Below are 15633 nucleotides of genomic sequence, written 5' to 3'. Positions count from 1 at the left end.
CCGGTGCAGGAGCTGGCGATCTGGGCCGAGGGCACCGCCCTGGCGGCGGCGCTGCGCCGGTCCGGCCATCTCTACATGGTGGTGAACGCCGCGCATATCCTGGGAATCGCGCTGCTGCTGGGCGCGATCATCCCGCTGGACCTGCGCCTTGTCGGGATCCTCCGCAGCGGCGCGCTGCGCGTGCTGGCCCCTTTCCTGTCGCGCGCGGCGGGGGCGGGGCTGGGCCTCGCGCTTGCGACCGGCCCGGTCCTGTGGTCGGTCGCGGCCCGCGATTATCTGGCGAATGCGGCCTTCCGCTGGAAAATGGCGCTGATCGCGCTCGGCCTTGCCGTGGTCGCCCTGCAACATGCCGGCAAGGGCTGGCGGCAGGCGGTCGAGACCGGAGCGCCCGGCCCCGATGCCCGCATCCTCGCGGCGCTTTCGCTGGCGATCTGGCTGTCGGTGCTGCTGGCCGGGCGCTGGATCGGCTTTCTGTGACGCGCCCGGCGCCGCTGGACCCCGGACAGCGGCTTGCCCCCGCGCAGATCCGCCCGCGGGCGGGCCTGTATCTGGTCCGCGTGCCGCACGGCACCCGGCCCCGGCCGGTCCGGCTGGACGCGGAAGGCCGCCTTCTGTCCGCCGAAAGCCTGCCGCGGCGGATCGAATTCCTGGATCGGCGCGGCTGATCCGCCCTGCCCGAGAGAAGCCCCATGGACCTGCCCCTGCACCTGCCCGCCAGCACCTATCGCACCATGCCGTGGAAGAACGGCACCGGCGCCACCGATGAGATCTGGCTCTGGCCGCCCCGCGGGGACCGCGACGCTGATGCCGCGCGCCGATCCTGACGGATGGCGACCGTGGCCCTGGGCACGGTGATCCGCGAGCTGATCCGGGGCTTTTATCCGCAGGGCTCGAACCCCAAGGCCTTCCCGGCCATCGCCCACGGTTTCCTGGAGCTCGGCCCGCTGCGCGAGCTGGAGACCTGCGCCGCCGAGGCCGAGACGATCCTGCGCGGCATCTCGGACGAGCTTTTCGCCCGCCGCTACCAGCCCGCCGGCATCGACGAATATTTCGAAACCGTGGTCCGCATCCATGCCGAGGGCAAGACCGTGCTGCTGATCGAGCAGAACGCCGAGACTGCGCTGTCGATCGCGGATCGCGGCTATCTGCTGGTGCGGGGCCGGATCGCGGTCGGCGGCACCCGCGCCGAGATGCTTCGCGACGACACGATCCGGCACATGTATCTGTGACCAGCCGGGGCGGGCGCGTCGCATCTGCGCGCGACGCTGCGCCGGCCGCAGGCGCCGCAATGCGGCGGATCGGGAAGGTCAGGCGATGCCTGGCCCGCACGCATCCGCCAGCGGGTCGCGGGACTGGCGCGGGGCAAGGCGATCAGGTCTGGCGATATGGAAGTCGCGGGCCGGGCCGCCCTTGGCCCTTGCGGCCGCGGCGGCCCTCGCCGTCATGCGGATCCCGACCGTCCCCGCATCGCCGCGGAGTGTCTTCGTCGGTCGGATCTCAGAGGCCGCGGGCGACGCGCTCGATATCGCCGCGGGTCAGGCCGATATCGCTCAGTTCGCGATCCGTCAGCGCGTTCAGTTCGCGGCGGGTGACGCGGGCGTCGTTCCAGGCAGCGACCATCGCGGTCACGCGCGCAACGACCCGACCGAGGCCACCGGCGGCATGGTTATGGCTCATTTCAACAGCGGACATCTCGGCACCTTTTTCATCTTGCCCATCCAGCGGGCATGTTTCGGACAGGGCGGATATAGGCCGGGCAGATCGGGGGAAGTAGGGACGATCCCGGCAAAGCCGCTATGCATTCTGCGCCGCAGCATCGGGGGCTGGCGGACGCCATGCGCGCCGCGCAGGCAAGGCGGGCATGGGCCGCAGGAGGACGGGGCGGGACCAGCGAAGCGCGGACCCGGATGGGCTGCGGCTCTGGCGCAAGGCGCGCCCCTTTACGGAAAGCGCATCTCGGCCGGTGCATTGCGAGGCGCAGCGCATCGGGCAGCCCACCATCCGCGCCTCGGACAGCCGGACCGGACCGTTTCCCGGCCTGAATCCCGGCAACCGCCGGTCCAGAGGGCGGGCGAGGAACGCCGCCTGAAGCCGAAGCCCCGCAAGGAGGGCCGAGAAGCCCCGCTAGGTGACGTCGTTTTCCTGAAGGGCCTGGATCACCGAATCGGCGGAATGGGCGATATGCACCTGGGCCGCCCGGGATGCGGCATCCATGTCGCCGTCCAGAATCGCCTTGACCAGATCCTTGATCTCCTTGGTGCTGGACTTGCGCCGCTCCGGCCGGACGACCGATTTGCGCCGCAGCGGCGAGGTCAGCAGGGTCAGCTTGTTCAGGATGTCATGGCCCAGCGGATTCCGGGCGCCGGCCGAGATCAGGTCGTAGAATTCGCGCTTCGTCCCGACGATCTCCTCGGCCCCGCCGTTCTGGTAGGCCTCGACCAGACGGTCCCGCATCAGCTTGAGCTCGGCGAACTCCTGTTCGGTCGCGTTCTCGATGAACTGCTGCACCAGCAGGCTCTCGACGGCGCTGCGCAGCCGGTAGATGTTGCGGGCATCCTCGATGGTCACCGCCGCGACGGTCAGGCCGCGATTGCCGACCTCGGTCAGGATGCCCTCGGCATGCAGCTGGCGCAGCGCCTCGCGCAGCGAAGTGCGGCTGACATTCAGCTGCTGGCACAGATCCTTCTCGATCAGCCGGGTTCCCGGCTCCAGCACCCCGGTTTCGATCGCGCGGCGCAGCGAGCGCATGATCTTCTGCCGCAAGGGCGCCGCCTCCGCGACAAGAGGGGCCAATCCTTCTGCCTTGCTGGTCACCAAAGAACTCCGGAGTTTGGATGCGCCTTGCATTATGCCCGCTTGCACATGATCGTTATTTCCGCCCACACATATCCAACCGCCCCTCCGCTGTCCATCGCCCTGCCCGCCCCCTGCCGGAACCGGGTCACGCCTAGAACAGCGTGACGCGATTCTGGTTCTTCAGGGCCTCCTGCGTGCAGATCTTCACCAGTTCCGCACGATATTCCGCATCCGCATGCATGTCGGACGCCATATCTTCCATGTCCACCCGAAGGGGGTCAAGGCTTGCGCTCTCGAATGCGTGAGCCAGTGCCTCTTCCGCCTCGCGCCAGCGAAACACCCCGTCATTGCCCGCCCCGGTGATCGCGACCCGGACGCCGTCGGCATGATCGGCCACGAAAGCCGCGGCCAGCGCATAGCGCGAGGCCGGGTTGCGGAACTTGGCATAGCCGGCCCGGCGCGGCCTGCGGAAGGAAACCGAGACCAGCAGCTCGCCCGGTTCCAGAGCCGTGGTGTAAAGGCCCTGGAAATACTCGGCCGCCGGCAGCTCCCGCCGGTCGGTGCGGAAGGTGGCATCCAGCGCCAGCGCCGCCGAGGGATAGTCGGCGGCGGGATCGTTATTCGCCAGCGACCCGCCGATGGTGCCGACATGGCGGACCTGAACGTCCCCGATGGTGCCGACCATGCCGGCCAGGGCCGGGACGCAGCCCTGCACCACGGCCGAGGCCGCGACCTCGCAGTGCCGGACCGCCGCGCCGATGGTCAGGCGCCCCCCGTCCTCGGCGATGCCCTGAAGCTCGGGGATGCGGCGGATGTCGATCAGCCGGTCGTGGCGGGCCAGATGGCCCTTCATGGCCGGCAGCAGCGTATGGCCGCCCGACAGGAAGGCCGGGGATTCGCCGGCCTCGTAAAGCGCCTTCGCCTCGTCGATGGTTGCGGGGCGCAGATAGGTGGTTTCGTAAAGATACATGGCCGATCCTCAAGCTTGCGCCGCCGCGACCCGATGCCGGGCGCGATAGGCCTCTGCCGCCGCCAGGATCGCCCTGACGATGTTGTGATAGCCGGTGCAGCGGCAAAGATTGCCCTCCAGATCGTGCCGCACCAGCGCCTCGTCCAGCTGCCCCTGGTGGCGGTCGATCATGTTCACGGCGGCCATGATCATCCCCGGCGTGCAAAAGCCGCATTGCAGGGCGTGATGGGTGCGGAACGCCTCCTGCACCTCGTGCAGCCGCTCGGCCTCGGCAAGCCCCTCGACGGTGCGCAGCTCGGCATTCTCGGCCGAGGCGGCAAGGATGGTGCAGGACTTCACCGCCCTGCCGTCCAGGATCACCGTGCAGGCCCCGCATTGCGAGGTGTCGCAGCCGACATGCGTGCCGGTCATGCCCAGGTGGTCGCGAAGAAGATGCACAAGCAGCGTGCCGTCCGGCACCTCGCAGCTGCGCGGCCGGCCGTTCACAGTCAGATTGACCAATGCCATGGATCTCGTCCTCTCTCTGGCGTGTCAGGCATGCGCCTCAAAGGCCGCGACCTCCTCGGCGAACTTGGTGAAGAAGGCTTCGGTCAGCTTGCGGGCGGTGGAATCGATCAGCCGGGCGCCCAGCTGGGCGATCTTGCCGCCGACCTGCGCCTCGGCGTCATAGACCAGCCGGGTGCCGCCCTCGTCGTCCTGCAGCGCGACCAGCGCGCCGCCGCTGGCAAAGCCGGCGATCCCGCCCTGCCCCTTGCCGGATATGCGATAGCCCTCGCCGGGCCGGACCTCGCTGAAGGTCACATCGCCCGAGAAGGTCGCCTTGATCGGGCCGATCTTCAGCACCACCTTGGCGGCATAGCCGTCCTCCAGATTGCCCGACAGGCTTTCGCAGCCGGGGATGCAGCGTTGCAGGACCTCGCCGTCATTCAGCAGGCGCCAGACCACATCGCGCGACGTGCCCAGAAGGCGTTCACCGGAAAGCTTCATTCCACGGTCTCCTCGGTCAGGACGGCATCCAGGCGGGACAGGTCGACATAGCGGGCGTAATCCCCGACCGGCGCCGCGCCGCCATGGGCGTTGCGCAATGCCAGCACCTGCTTCGCCCCCTCGTCGAGAAAGCGCGCATCCGGCGTCAGGCCGGTTTCGGGCGACAGCAGGCTGTTCATCACCGTGGCGATGGCGGCGGGCTGGATCTGCGGCATCCGCCGCGCCAGCAATGCCTCGGCCGCCTGCCGGTTTTCGGGCGCCCGCACCCAGCGCAGCCCGGCCAGATAGCCGCGCAGGAACCGCTCGACCAGATCCGGTCGCGCCTTCAGGAACCCGCGCCGCGCGGCGATCACCCCGCCCTGATAATGCGCATAGGCCTCGGTCGAGCGTTTCAGGACATGGAACCCGGCCCGCTCGGCGATCGAGGTGAAGGGCTCGATCAGCAGCGTCGCGTCGCAGGCCCCGAATTTCAGCGCCTCCCAGCGTTGCGGGGCGGCGCCCACCGCCTCGACGGAATAGGCGTCCCGACCGATGCCGTTGGCCGCGCACATGTCATAGAAGGCGAAGGCGAAGCCGGTGGTCGGCGCGTCCAGCGCCACCTTGCGCCCGGCCAGCTGCGCGAACCCGTCGATGTCCCGCGCCGTCACGACGGCCAGGTCCAGCCGCGTCGCGCCAGCGATGGCGACATAGCCGGGATCGAGACCCGGCGCGGCGGCGCCCTGCCCCTCGTTATAGGCGACGACATTGTCGAAGGCGGTGAAGACGATGTCGAACTCGTCCCGCGCGGTGCGCTCGGCCTGTTCGATCGAGCTGCCCGTCAGGCTGAGCGCGACGTCAAGCCCGAGAGCGGCGAAATCCCCGTTCTCGATCGCCGCGAAGACGGGCAGGTTCGGGGCGCCGGGAAAGGCGATGACCCGGACGGTGTTCACTTCGGTCATTCGTAGCTCCTGTTACGAGAGGTCTTGACTGGCGCGCGCATTCCTCATCGCCTGCCAGATCCGTTGCGGCGTCACCGGCATGGCGATGTCGCGGACGCCGTATTCCGAAAGCGCATCGACGATGGCGCTGACGATCACCGCCAGCGCCGGCGTCGTGCCGCCTTCGCCGCCGGCCTTGATCCCCAGGGGGTTGGTGGGGGAATGAACCTCGGCGATCTCGCAGGTGAACGAGGGCATGTTGTCGGAACGCGGCATGCCGTAATCCATGAACGAGCCCGCCAGCGGCTGCCCGGTCTCTGCATCGGTGGCGCATAGCTCCCACATCGCCTGGCCCACGCCCTGCGCGATGCCGCCATGGGTCTGGCCGTGCACGATCAGCGGATTGATGCAGCGCCCCACGTCGTCCACCGTGGTGTAGCGGGTGATGACCGGCGCGCCGGTGCGCATGCAGACCTCGATCTCGCAGATCGCGGTGCCGTTGGGAAAGACCGGCGTGTGCATCTCGTTGGTATGGGCGGCGCGCAGCGGTCCCTTCTCCGCGGTCGCCCGCGCCAGCGCGAACAGGTCGGCGCTGGCCCCCGCGGCCGAGAGCAGCCCGTCGCGATAGTCGATGTCCGAGGAATTGATGCCGTGCAGATCCGCGAAACGCGCCTTGGCCTCGGCAAGCAGTTCGGCCGAGGCGATGGCCATCACCGTGCCGGCATGCCGCATCGAGCGTCCGGAATGCGAGCCCCCGCCCTCCTTCACCACATCCGTGTCGCCAAGGATGATCTCGACCCGCTCGACCGGGACGCCCAGCATGTCGGCGACCACCTGCGCGAAGCTGGTCTCGTGCCCCTGGCCGCTGGGCTGGGTGCCGATGACCACCTCGACGCGGCCGTCCGCGGTGATCTCGATCTCGGCGCGTTCCTTCGGGGTGCCGATCGAGGATTCCACGTAATTCGCGAAGCCCCGCCCCAGCAGCTTGCCGCGCTTGCGGGCCTCGGCCTTGCGCGCCTCGAACCCGTCCCAGTCCGACAACGCGATGGCGCGGTCCATGTTCTTCTCGTATTCGCCGCTGTCGTAATGCTGCCCGACCGGATTGGTGTAGGGCATCGCCTCGGGCGGCACGAGGTTCCGGCGCCGCAGCTCGACCCGGTCCATGCCCAGCTCCTGCGCCGCCAGATCCATCATCCGCTCGATGGCGAAGGTGACTTCGGGACGACCCGAGCTGCGATAGGCCTGGGTGCACATCGTATTGGTGAACACCGCCCGCGCGCGCAGCGTGGCGCAGGGGATGTGGTAGGAGCCCGAGATCAGCCCCGACCCCTTGGACAGCGGCGACAGCGAAACGCAGCGCGCCCCGACATTCGAGATGTTGTCGGCCCGCATGGCCAGGATATAGCCCTCGTCGTCGAAGGCCAGCTCGACCGTGGTGATCAGGTCGCGGCCCTGATATTCGGTCAGGAAGGCCTCGGACCGGGTGGCGGTGAACTTCACCGGCCGGCCGACCCTGCCCGAGGCCCACAGGACCAGCGGAAACTCGACATAGACCCGGTTGCGGGCACCGAAATTCCCGCCGACATCGAAGGACAGGACCCGCAGCCGCTCGCGCTCGACGCCCAGCACCGCCGAGATCTCGCCCTTCTGGCGCACCGCCCCGCCCGAGCCGGCGTAAAGCGTATAGCGCCCGGTCTCGGCGTCGTAATGCCCCAGCGCGGCGCGGGGTTCGATGGTCACCGCCGTCACCCGGTCGATATGGAAGCGGCGCTTCACCACATGGGCGGCGCGGGCGAAGGCGGCCCCGGTCGCCGCCTCGTCGCCGAAGCGGCTGTCGACGAAGGTGTTGTCCGGCACCTCGTCCCAGACCGCCGGCGCGCCTTCGCGGAACGCCTCGGCGGTGGCGGTCACATGCGGCAGCACCTCGTATTCGACCTCGACGAGCTCGGCTGCCTCCTCGGCGAGGGCGGGGGTTTCCGCGACCACCAGCGCGACGGCCTCGCCCACATGCCGGACCTTGTCCAGCGGCAGCGGGTAATGCGGGCCGATGAAGGGAAAGCTGCCGTCCCGGGCACGCAGCTTGACGTCGTAATTGGTCGAGGGCACCGGGTTGTGCGGAATGGGCTGCAGGCCGTCGGCCAGCATGTCCTGCGGCGTCAGCACGGCCAGCACCCCCGGCAGGGCCAGCGCGGCCGAACCGTCCACGCCGCCGATCCGCGCATGGGGATGGGGCGAGCGGACCATGGCCGCATAGACCTGCCCCGGCAGGTTGAAATCGTCCGAGAACCGGCCCTTGCCGGTGATGAGCCGCAGATCCTCCTTGCGGGGAAGCGGCTTGCCGATGTGGCGAAACAGCGCCTCGGAAACCAGACGCATCTCGGGCCGCGATTCGCCGGGGCGATAGCTGACCTCGCGGCCGGCCGTCGGCGCCGGAACCGCCCGGCGTGGCAACGCATTCTTGTTCATCTTCCGCTTTCCCTCCCGGATCTTCCTTGCCCGACCCTTGCGGTCCGGGTTATGGCATCTTGTCGTTTGACATTACTGTCACAATGTATGACAGTATGTCAACTTGATTGATTTCCCCCGCCCCCTCATCATGTGCCTGGGTTGCGGGATGCGCAGAACGACAGGGAGGATCGAATGGATCAGGCAAGCAGCAGGGCGCCGCTGGACCTGCAGGAGCATATCGCAAGGCTTGAGAAGGCCGGGCTTCTGACCCGGATACAGGTTCCCATCGACAAGGATGCCGAGCTGCATCCCCTGGCCCGCTGGCAGTTCCAGGGCGGCCTGCAAGAGGATCAGCGCCGCGGCTTCCTGTTCACCGATGTGCGCGACAGCAAGGGCATGCATTACGACATTCCCGTAGCGGTGGGCGTCCTGGCCGCGTCGCCCGCGATCTATGCCATCGGGCTTGGCGTCGCCGAGGACGAGATCGGCGATGTCTGGGTGCGCGCCATGGCCAACCCCATCCCGCCGGTCGAGGTCGAGGCCGCCCCCTGCCAGGAAGTCGTGATCGCCGGCGACGAGCTGCGCCGGCACGGGCGCGGCCTCGGCAGCCTGCCGGTGCCGGTCTCGACCCCCGGCTTCGACAGCGCGCCCTATTTCACCGCCACCCTCTGCGTGACGAAGGACCCGGAAAACGGCATCCAGAACATGGGCACCTATCGCGCCGCCCTGAAGGCCGAGGACCGGCTGGGGGTGCGCATGGCCAGCCGGCTCAGCGGGGCGGGGGGCTATCAGCACTGGCTGAAATACAAGAAGCTCAACCAGCCGATGCCCTGCGCCATCGTGATCGGCTGCGCGCCGGCGGTGCTGTTCACCGGGCCGCAGAAACTGCCGATAGACACCGACGAGATGGCGGTGGCCGGCGGCCTGATCGGCGCGCCGGTGCGGACCGTCAAATGCAAGACCATCGACCTGCAGGTGCCCGCGGATGCCGAGCTGGTGATCGAGGGGCTGATCGACCCCGACCTGCTGGAACCCGAAGGCCCGTTCGGCGAAAGCCACGGCCATGTGGCGCTGGAAGACTTCAACATGTCGATGCAGGTGACGGCGATCACCCGCAAGCGCAGCCCGGTGCTGGTCTCGATCGTTTCGCAGGTGACGCCCAGCGAATCCAGCGTGCTGAAGCGCGTCGCCTATGAGCCGCTGTTCTTCGAGCACCTGCGCCACCATCTGAACGTGAAGGGCATCCGGCGCGTCGTCATGCACGAGCCGCTGACCAATATCCGCAAGGTGATCTTCCTGGAATTCGAGAAGGACACCCCCCAGTCCGAGATCTGGCGCGGCATGCAGGGCGCCGCGACGCTTCAGGCGCAATGCGGCAAGGTCGTCATCGCCGTTTCCGACGACATCGACGCGCGCAATGCCGATGCGGTGTTCTGGTCCATCGCCTACCGTGCGAACCTGCTTGAGGACCTGCATGTCACGCCCTACCGCTCGGAAGGGCACGGGCCGAAATCGGCGGCGAAATCGGCCGAGGGCACGCTGATGATCGACGCGACGCTGAAGGCGCCCATGCCGCCGCTGGCGCTGCCGGCCGAGCCCTTCATGCGCCGCGCCCGCGAGATATGGGAGCAGCTTCAGCTTCCCGCCCTGTCGCCGCAGCCGCCCTGGCACGGCTATTCGCTGGGGGACTGGGACGACAGCTGGACGGGCTTCGCCGAGGCCACGGTCAAGGGCGACTGGCGCGAGACGGGCCGCCAGACGCTGGCGCGGCGGCGCGGCGGCATCAAGCCGGAAACCCCGGTCCGGAAGGTGGAAACGCCTCCGGCGCGGACATGAGCGCCGGCAGGCGCGGCTGACGGGGCGGGGCGGAACCATGGCGGAGACGCAGACCGTATCGACGGGCCATCGAATGCCGGCGCCTGCCGCCGATCCTTCCGGTGCCGAGCTGCTTCCCTTCGACCCGCGGGCGCGGGAAAGGCGGCCGCACGACCCGCTCGAGGCCCTGCTGCGGGCCGGCGCGCGGGGGGCGCTGGCCCTGATCACCGCGGTCGAGGGGCCGTCCTATCGGCCTGTCGGCGCCATGATGGCCTTTCTGCCCGACGGACGGCGCAGCGGAAGCCTGTCCTCGGGCTGCATCGAGGCCGACCTTCAGCTCCACGCCCAGAAGGTGATGGCGCAGGAGGCGCCGGCGCTGCTGCGCTATGGCGCGGGATCGCCCTTCTTCGATCTGAAGCTGCCCTGCGGCGGCGGGCTCGAGATCCTCCTGCTGCCCTGCCCGCCCGCATCCCTGCTCGGCCAGGTGGCGCGGCTGCGCGCCGCAAGGCGGGGCTTCTCGCTGGCCATCGGGCTGCGGGACGGCGCGGTCGCCATCGGACCGGACCGGCCGACAGGGAAGGACGGGCATGGCCTTTTCCACGTCCGGCTGGGGCCGGAACCGCGCTTTCTGATCTTTGGCAAGGGCCCCGAGGTCGCGGTTTTCGCCGGCCTGGTGCAGGCCGCCCTGCTTCCCGGGCTGGTGCTCAGCCATGACGACGAAACCCTTGCGCAGGCCACCGCCATCGGCATGCCGGTCCGGCCGATCGACACGCGGGGCCTGCCGGGCGATGTCGAGGTGGACCGCGACACCGCCGCGGTGCTGTTCTATCACGAGCATCACTACGAAACCGCGATCCTTCGCCGGCTTCTGGCCGGCAGCGCCTTCTATATCGGCGCGCAGGGCAGCCGGCGGGCCCGGGACGCGCGGCTTGAGGCGCTGCGCGCCGCAGGCATGGGCGAGCCCGCGCTCGGCCGGCTGCGCGGACCGATCGGGGTGGTCCCCTCGGCGCGCGATGCCCGGCTGCTGGCGATCTCGGTCCTGGCCGAGATCCTGGCCCTGCATGCCCAGCGGCCGGCATGAGGCCGCGGGCAAGGCCGCGGTCTCCTATTCTTCGGCCGAGGCTTCGCCCCAGCGGCGGGTGACGGCAAGGTCGATGCCGAACAGGTCCAGCGCGCGCGCGACGCTTTGCGTCACGATGTCGTCTATCGTCCGCGGCCGGGTATAGAAGGCCGGCGTCGGCGGCATGATGATCGCCCCGTTCAGCGTCGCCTGCTGCATCAGCGCGATATGGCCCGCATGCAGCGGCGTCTCGCGCAGCAGCAGCACGACCCGCCGCCGCTCCTTCAGGCAGACATCGGCCGCCCGGACGATCAGCTCCTCGTTGTAGCTGTTCGCGATGCCGCTCAGCGTCTTGATCGAGGCCGGGGCGATCAGCATTCCCATGGTGCGGAACGACCCCGACGAGATCGCGGCGCCGATGTCCTTGTAGCTGTAGCAGCAATCGGCCAAGGCGCGGATCGCGTCGGGCTCCAGGTCCACCTCCTCGCGGGCGGTCCGCACCGCCGAGGGCGACATGACCAGATGGGTCTCGATATCGGGCAGCGCGCGCAGAAGCTCCAGCGCGCGGATCCCGTAGATCACCCCGGACGCCCCGGTAATCGCGACGATCAGTCTTTGCACGTCAGTCACCCCGCCCTTGTTGTTTCAGGCCGCCGCCGACCCGCAGATAGAAGAGGGGCGCAAGCAGCGTGATCAGGAAGACGCGCACCACATGGTGCACGGCGATGAAGGATACCGTCGCCTGCAACGACAGGGCGACAAGGCTGGTTTCGGACAGCCCGCCGGGCGCGAAGGCCAGCATCAGGTCCACCAGCGGCAGGCCGGTCAGCTGCACCAGGATCCACGCGAAGGCCAGGCCCAGCAAGATCAGGATCGAGGTGGTCGCCCCGGCGCAAAGGATGCTGGTGCCGAAATCGCGGTGATTCATGCCCGCGAAGCCGCTGCCGAGCGAGGTGCCCATCACCAGCTGCGCCCCGGCGATGAACAGCAGCGGCGGATGGAAGGCGCTGATCCCGGTCAGATGGATCACCGCGCTCAGCAGCATGGGGCCGATCAGGGCCGGCGAATGCAGGCGCAGCAGCAGGGCCAGCCTCCAGCCGATCCCGGCCGTGACCAGCAGCCACAGGCTTTCCGCCGCCCCGGGCCACCAGGCCGCCTGCGACCCGGCATCGACCAGCGGCGCGGGCCAGACGCCCAGCACCAGCCACAGCACCGCCGGCAGGGTCAGCACGACGATGAGGATGCGGAAGGATTGCAGCAGGATGATCTTGCGGATGTCGCCCCCCACGCTTTCGCCGAAGGCGGCCATCTCGGCCAGCCCGCCCGGCAGGGCACCGAAGAAGGCGGTCGGCAGCGGCAGCCGGGCGACGTGGCGCAGGAACAGGTAGCACAGCGTCGCGCCGGCGATGATGAACAGGCCCAGGAAGGACAGGCTGACGAACCATGACTCGATCCGGTCGAAAAGCGAGGGATCGAAGTTCGAGCCCAGCAGCACCCCGATCAGCGCCAGCATCACCGGGCGGATGTTGCGCGGCATGTGAAGCGGCAGGCCCGCCAGGCTGCCCAGCAGGCAGAAGGCCAGCGACCCCATCATCCAGGCAAGCGGCAGATGCAGGTAGAAGAAGGCCGCGCCGCCGCAGACCCCCAGCGCCAGGGCGAGCAGGACGTTGCGGGGCGACCTGCCCGGCGGGCGGGGCGGCTGGAAACGGGATTTCGCCATGGTTCAGATGGACCGTCTGCTGGGTCTGGAATGGGCCTGCCGACCCTGGATGCGCCGGGTCGGCAGGGGGCGGCGCAGGGGCGCCGGGCGGCAGGGATCTAGTGGCCGCCGGCCGCGATCTCGCGCTGCCAGGGCGCCACGATCCGCTCGAGCAGGGCCAGCAGCTTCTCGAGCACGATGGCCAGGACCATCACCAGCAGGATGGGCACGAACATCTCGGCGGTGCGGAAGCTGTTCGCGGCATGGATGATGATGCCGCCCAGGCCCGACAGCGCGGTCAGGAATTCGGCGATGATCATGGCGATGACCGCCTTGCCCACCGCCAGCCGCAGCCCGGCCATGATATAGGGCAGGGTCGCCGGCAGCACGATCTGCCGCATGATCTTGGACTGCGAGGCGCAGAAGGCGGTCCCGACCTCGATCAGGGTTTTCGGCACCGCCTTCACCCCGGCGCAGGTGTTGATGCAGACCGGGAAGAAGGCCAGCAGGAAGATGATCACCACCTTCACGGCGAAGCCCAGCCCGAACCAGACCATCAGCAGCGGCACAAGCGCGATCATCGGCGTCGCATAGCCTGCCGTGACATAGATGCCGAAAGCGGCGTCCAGCACCCGGTATCGCCCCAGCAGCAGGCCGATGGGAATGCCCAGAAGCGCGGCGAGCCCGTAGCCCACCAGGAAGGGCTGGATGCTCTGGACGAAGGCCTTCACCAGCGTTCCGTTCTGCATCATGACGATGAAGGACCGGAAGATCTGCGAGGGATAGGACCCGAACAGCGGGTTGATCCAGGGGCTGCACAGCTCCCATATGACGAGCAGCGTGGAAACCGAGATCAGGGTGATCGACCAGCTCGGCAGGCTTCTGGCGGAAAAGCCGGTTTTCTTGGCGACGGTCGGTTCGTGATAGCTTGACATGGTCATGGTGCTGCCTCTCAGGCGAAGGCCCGGAGGGGCGCTGCGGTGGACGTGGCGGGCCGGGGCGCGGCATCGCCCTCGTCGCGATAGCCATGCAGCGCATCCCAGGCCAGTTGGCGCTTGCGGGTGAATTCCTCGGAACTGCGGATGGCGCGCATGTCGTTGCGCGGCCGTTCGATGTTCACGTCGATGACCTCGCGCAGGTGGCCCTGGACCATGACCGCGATCCGGTCGGCCAGCAGCACCGCCTCGTCCAGGTCATGGGTGACGAAGATGATCGTCTTGCCGGTGCGCTGGTGGATGTCCAGCAGCTCCATCTGCAGGGTTTCCCGGGTCTGGGAATCCAGCGCGCCGAAGGGCTCGTCCATCAGCAGCACCTCGGGATCGATGGCCAGCGCCCGGGCGATGCCGACCCGCTGCTTCATCCCGCCCGAAAGCTGGTGCGGACGGTGGTGCATGGCGTGCCCCAGCCCGACCAGATTGATGAACCGCTCGGCCCGCTCGGCGATCTCGTGCGGCGGGATGCCCTTGGCCTCCAGCGCGAAGCGGATATTGTCCACGGCCGAGCGCCAGGGCAGCAGCTCGGCATGCTGGAACACCATGCCGCGGTCCAGCCCGCAGCCCGAGATTTCCTTGCCCGCGACGCGGATCGAGCCGCTGGACGCCTCTTCCAGCCCCATGATGATGCGCAGCGCGGTCGTCTTGCCGCATCCGCTGGGACCGGCCAGGGCGATGATCTCGCCCCGGTTGATGTTCAGCGACAGGTTGTCCAGCGCCCGGGTGGTGCGGGAGGTTCCCCCCGACCGCAATGCGAAGGTCTTCGATACGTTTTTCAGTTCGACATGGGACATACAGCAGTCTCCGGTTTCTGCGTGAAGGCGCTACTGCTGCTTCACAAGTTCGAGGGCCTGCTGGCGCGGGCCGTCATCGACGAATTCGGTGATGTCGAAGGTGTTCTGGATGCGCCCGTTGCGCTGCATCATGTCCACGTTCCATTGCAGCTTCCCCACATCCATCTCCAGCTCCGGCGTCACCGCGGAGTACTGCACGACCTCCTTGAAGATGAATTCCGGGCCGGTGTCGTCCTCGGGCAGATGCGCGATCTCGCGGGCCAGCGCATAGGTCTCGTCGGGATGCTCCATCGCATAGGCATGCCCCTCCATCTGCGCGGCAAGGAAGCGCACCAGCGCCTCGCCCTTGGTGTCGATGGCCTTTTGCGTGGTCACGATGCAGTTGCGCAGCATGTTCGGGGTCACCTCCGGCGCGCGCGCGATCACGTTCACGTTCTGCCGCCCGGCCTCCTCCTCGTATTCGCTGGAGGTCGCGGTCGCCTCGACGATGCCCGCCACGACGGCGCGGAAACGGTCGCCGCCCCCGCCGGCATTGGCGAATTGCACCTCGGCGGGATCGACGCCGCTGGCATGCAGGACCTCGCGGGCGAAGAGGTCGGGCGAGGAGCCCGGCCCCGACACGCCCAGCGACCGGCCCCTGAGCTGCTCGACCGAGGTGATGTCGGACTTGGCATAGATGTTGTAGGTCATGCCCGGCCAGTTGCAGCCGACAAAGCGCAGCGGCGCCCCCTCGGCCATGGCGGCGATGCCGACCAGGGGCGAGGTGGAATAGCTGTCGACCTCTCCGGCCAGCAGGGCCTTGACCGGCACGGTGCTGCTCACGAATTGCACCATGTCGATCTCGACGCCGTATTTCTCGCCGAAGCGCACCGGCATGAAAAGGATGCCGGCATCGCCCTTGGCCTCGACGACGCCGTGGCGCCAGGTCTCGGCCGTGGCGGCGCTGCCCGCAGCGATGATCGCCGCAGCGACGAGGGCGCATCTGGTATTGTTCACATTCTCCTCCCTGGATCTCGAGACTCACCGCGCTGTTCGCGGCTCACAGCGCGACTCGATTCCCTGCGCGGGAACGGTCGCATAATTCATCCTCTGACGACAATATTGCATTCGCATACTACGGTATGTATGTATGACAGTATTGCGAAGTGACGCGGC

The 15633-nt window shown here is 68.4% G+C and carries 18 protein-coding genes; 6 read left to right on the top strand and 12 right to left on the bottom strand.

The annotated features are described in order from the left end of the window. Nucleotides 1–3 precede the first annotated feature (3 nt). Genes PARJ55_RS0108685 through PARJ55_RS0108670 form a run of 4 tightly spaced genes read left to right on the top strand, consistent with a single transcriptional unit; the run spans nt 4 to nt 1229 of the window. Entirely contained in the window at nt 4–477 is a 474-nt protein-coding gene (locus PARJ55_RS0108685) for a DUF6644 family protein (RefSeq protein ID WP_051416208.1), read from the top strand. Continuing rightward, nucleotides 474–665 (top strand): hypothetical protein, encoded by a 192-nt coding sequence (locus tag PARJ55_RS0108680; RefSeq protein ID WP_028712673.1) that lies wholly within the window; start codon nt 474–476, stop codon nt 663–665. The genes PARJ55_RS0108685 and PARJ55_RS0108680 overlap by 4 nt, the downstream gene beginning before the upstream one ends. 24 nt (nt 666–689) lie before the next feature. Next, entirely contained in the window at nt 690–824 is a 135-nt protein-coding gene (locus tag PARJ55_RS23285; protein WP_084637805.1) for a HutD family protein, read from the top strand. Between the two features lie 3 nt (nt 825–827). Beyond that, nucleotides 828–1229: a hypothetical protein gene (locus PARJ55_RS0108670; protein ID WP_028712672.1), complete on the top strand. Its 402-nt coding sequence runs from the start codon at nt 828–830 to the stop codon at nt 1227–1229. Between the two features lie 268 nt (nt 1230–1497). On the opposite strand, the gene PARJ55_RS0108665 is transcribed toward PARJ55_RS0108670, so the two are convergent. The 7 genes from PARJ55_RS0108665 to PARJ55_RS0108635 all read right to left on the bottom strand — a co-directional run bounded on the left by PARJ55_RS0108665 (nt 1498) and on the right by PARJ55_RS0108635 (nt 8136). After that, nucleotides 1498–1692, bottom strand: a complete 195-nt coding sequence (locus PARJ55_RS0108665) for a DUF1127 domain-containing protein (protein WP_028712671.1) — start codon at nt 1690–1692, stop codon at nt 1498–1500. 432 nt (nt 1693–2124) lie between these two features. Beyond that, nucleotides 2125–2793 (bottom strand): GntR family transcriptional regulator, encoded by a 669-nt coding sequence (locus PARJ55_RS21740; protein ID WP_198019331.1) that lies wholly within the window; start codon nt 2791–2793, stop codon nt 2125–2127. 154 nt (nt 2794–2947) lie between these two features. Then, on the bottom strand, nt 2948–3766 hold the full coding sequence (locus PARJ55_RS0108655) for a xanthine dehydrogenase family protein subunit M (RefSeq protein WP_028712670.1): 819 nt from the start codon (nt 3764–3766) through the stop codon (nt 2948–2950). 9 nt (nt 3767–3775) lie between these two features. Beyond that, a complete protein-coding gene (locus PARJ55_RS0108650; RefSeq protein WP_028712669.1) occupies nt 3776–4273 on the bottom strand; it encodes a (2Fe-2S)-binding protein in 498 nt (165 codons plus the stop codon). A 24-nt stretch (nt 4274–4297) separates the two neighbouring features. Further along, nucleotides 4298–4753 carry a carbon monoxide dehydrogenase subunit G gene (locus PARJ55_RS21735; RefSeq protein WP_036697891.1) on the bottom strand — a complete coding sequence of 152 codons (456 nt, stop codon included), beginning with the start codon at nt 4751–4753 and terminating at the stop codon, nt 4298–4300. Further along, the gene (locus tag PARJ55_RS0108640; RefSeq protein ID WP_028712668.1) at nt 4750–5691 is read right to left on the bottom strand and encodes an ABC transporter substrate-binding protein; all 942 of its coding nucleotides are present in this window, start codon (nt 5689–5691) and stop codon (nt 4750–4752) included. Before PARJ55_RS0108640 ends, PARJ55_RS21735 begins: the two co-directional genes overlap by 4 nt. 12 nt (nt 5692–5703) lie before the next feature. After that, complete coding sequence (locus tag PARJ55_RS0108635) at nt 5704–8136, bottom strand: xanthine dehydrogenase family protein molybdopterin-binding subunit (protein WP_028712667.1); 2433 nt, start codon at nt 8134–8136, stop codon at nt 5704–5706. A gap of 174 nt (nt 8137–8310) precedes the next feature. Between PARJ55_RS0108635 and PARJ55_RS0108630 the strand changes: the two genes are divergently transcribed. Both PARJ55_RS0108630 and PARJ55_RS21730 read left to right on the top strand, forming a co-directional pair. Next, the gene (locus PARJ55_RS0108630) at nt 8311–9954 is read left to right on the top strand and encodes a UbiD family decarboxylase (RefSeq protein ID WP_028712666.1); all 1644 of its coding nucleotides are present in this window, start codon (nt 8311–8313) and stop codon (nt 9952–9954) included. 73 nt (nt 9955–10027) lie between these two features. Next, nucleotides 10028–11014 carry an XdhC family protein gene (locus tag PARJ55_RS21730; RefSeq protein WP_051416206.1) on the top strand — a complete coding sequence of 329 codons (987 nt, stop codon included), beginning with the start codon at nt 10028–10030 and terminating at the stop codon, nt 11012–11014. Between the two features lie 24 nt (nt 11015–11038). Here PARJ55_RS21730 and PARJ55_RS0108620 read toward each other — a convergent pair whose 3' ends face one another. The 5 genes from PARJ55_RS0108620 to PARJ55_RS0108600 all read right to left on the bottom strand — a co-directional run bounded on the left by PARJ55_RS0108620 (nt 11039) and on the right by PARJ55_RS0108600 (nt 15474). Beyond that, on the bottom strand, nt 11039–11614 hold the full coding sequence (locus PARJ55_RS0108620) for a UbiX family flavin prenyltransferase (protein ID WP_028712665.1): 576 nt from the start codon (nt 11612–11614) through the stop codon (nt 11039–11041). A gap of 1 nt (nt 11615) precedes the next feature. Further along, entirely contained in the window at nt 11616–12713 is a 1098-nt protein-coding gene (locus tag PARJ55_RS21725) for an AbrB family transcriptional regulator (RefSeq protein ID WP_051416205.1), read from the bottom strand. Nucleotides 12714–12811: 98 nt separating this feature from the next. Beyond that, the gene (locus PARJ55_RS0108610; RefSeq protein ID WP_036697895.1) at nt 12812–13633 is read right to left on the bottom strand and encodes an ABC transporter permease; all 822 of its coding nucleotides are present in this window, start codon (nt 13631–13633) and stop codon (nt 12812–12814) included. 11 nt (nt 13634–13644) lie between these two features. Continuing rightward, a complete protein-coding gene (locus PARJ55_RS21720; RefSeq protein WP_051416204.1) occupies nt 13645–14478 on the bottom strand; it encodes an ABC transporter ATP-binding protein in 834 nt (277 codons plus the stop codon). 30 nt (nt 14479–14508) lie between these two features. After that, nucleotides 14509–15474 carry an ABC transporter substrate-binding protein gene (locus PARJ55_RS0108600; RefSeq protein ID WP_028712663.1) on the bottom strand — a complete coding sequence of 322 codons (966 nt, stop codon included), beginning with the start codon at nt 15472–15474 and terminating at the stop codon, nt 14509–14511. Nucleotides 15475–15633 lie beyond the last annotated feature (159 nt).

This window comes from Paracoccus sp. J55 (assembly GCF_000513975.1).
Lineage (GTDB): Bacteria > Pseudomonadota > Alphaproteobacteria > Rhodobacterales > Rhodobacteraceae > Paracoccus.
Note: the sequence above shows the minus strand (reverse complement) of the source record. Positions and strands in the feature narration are given on the sequence as shown.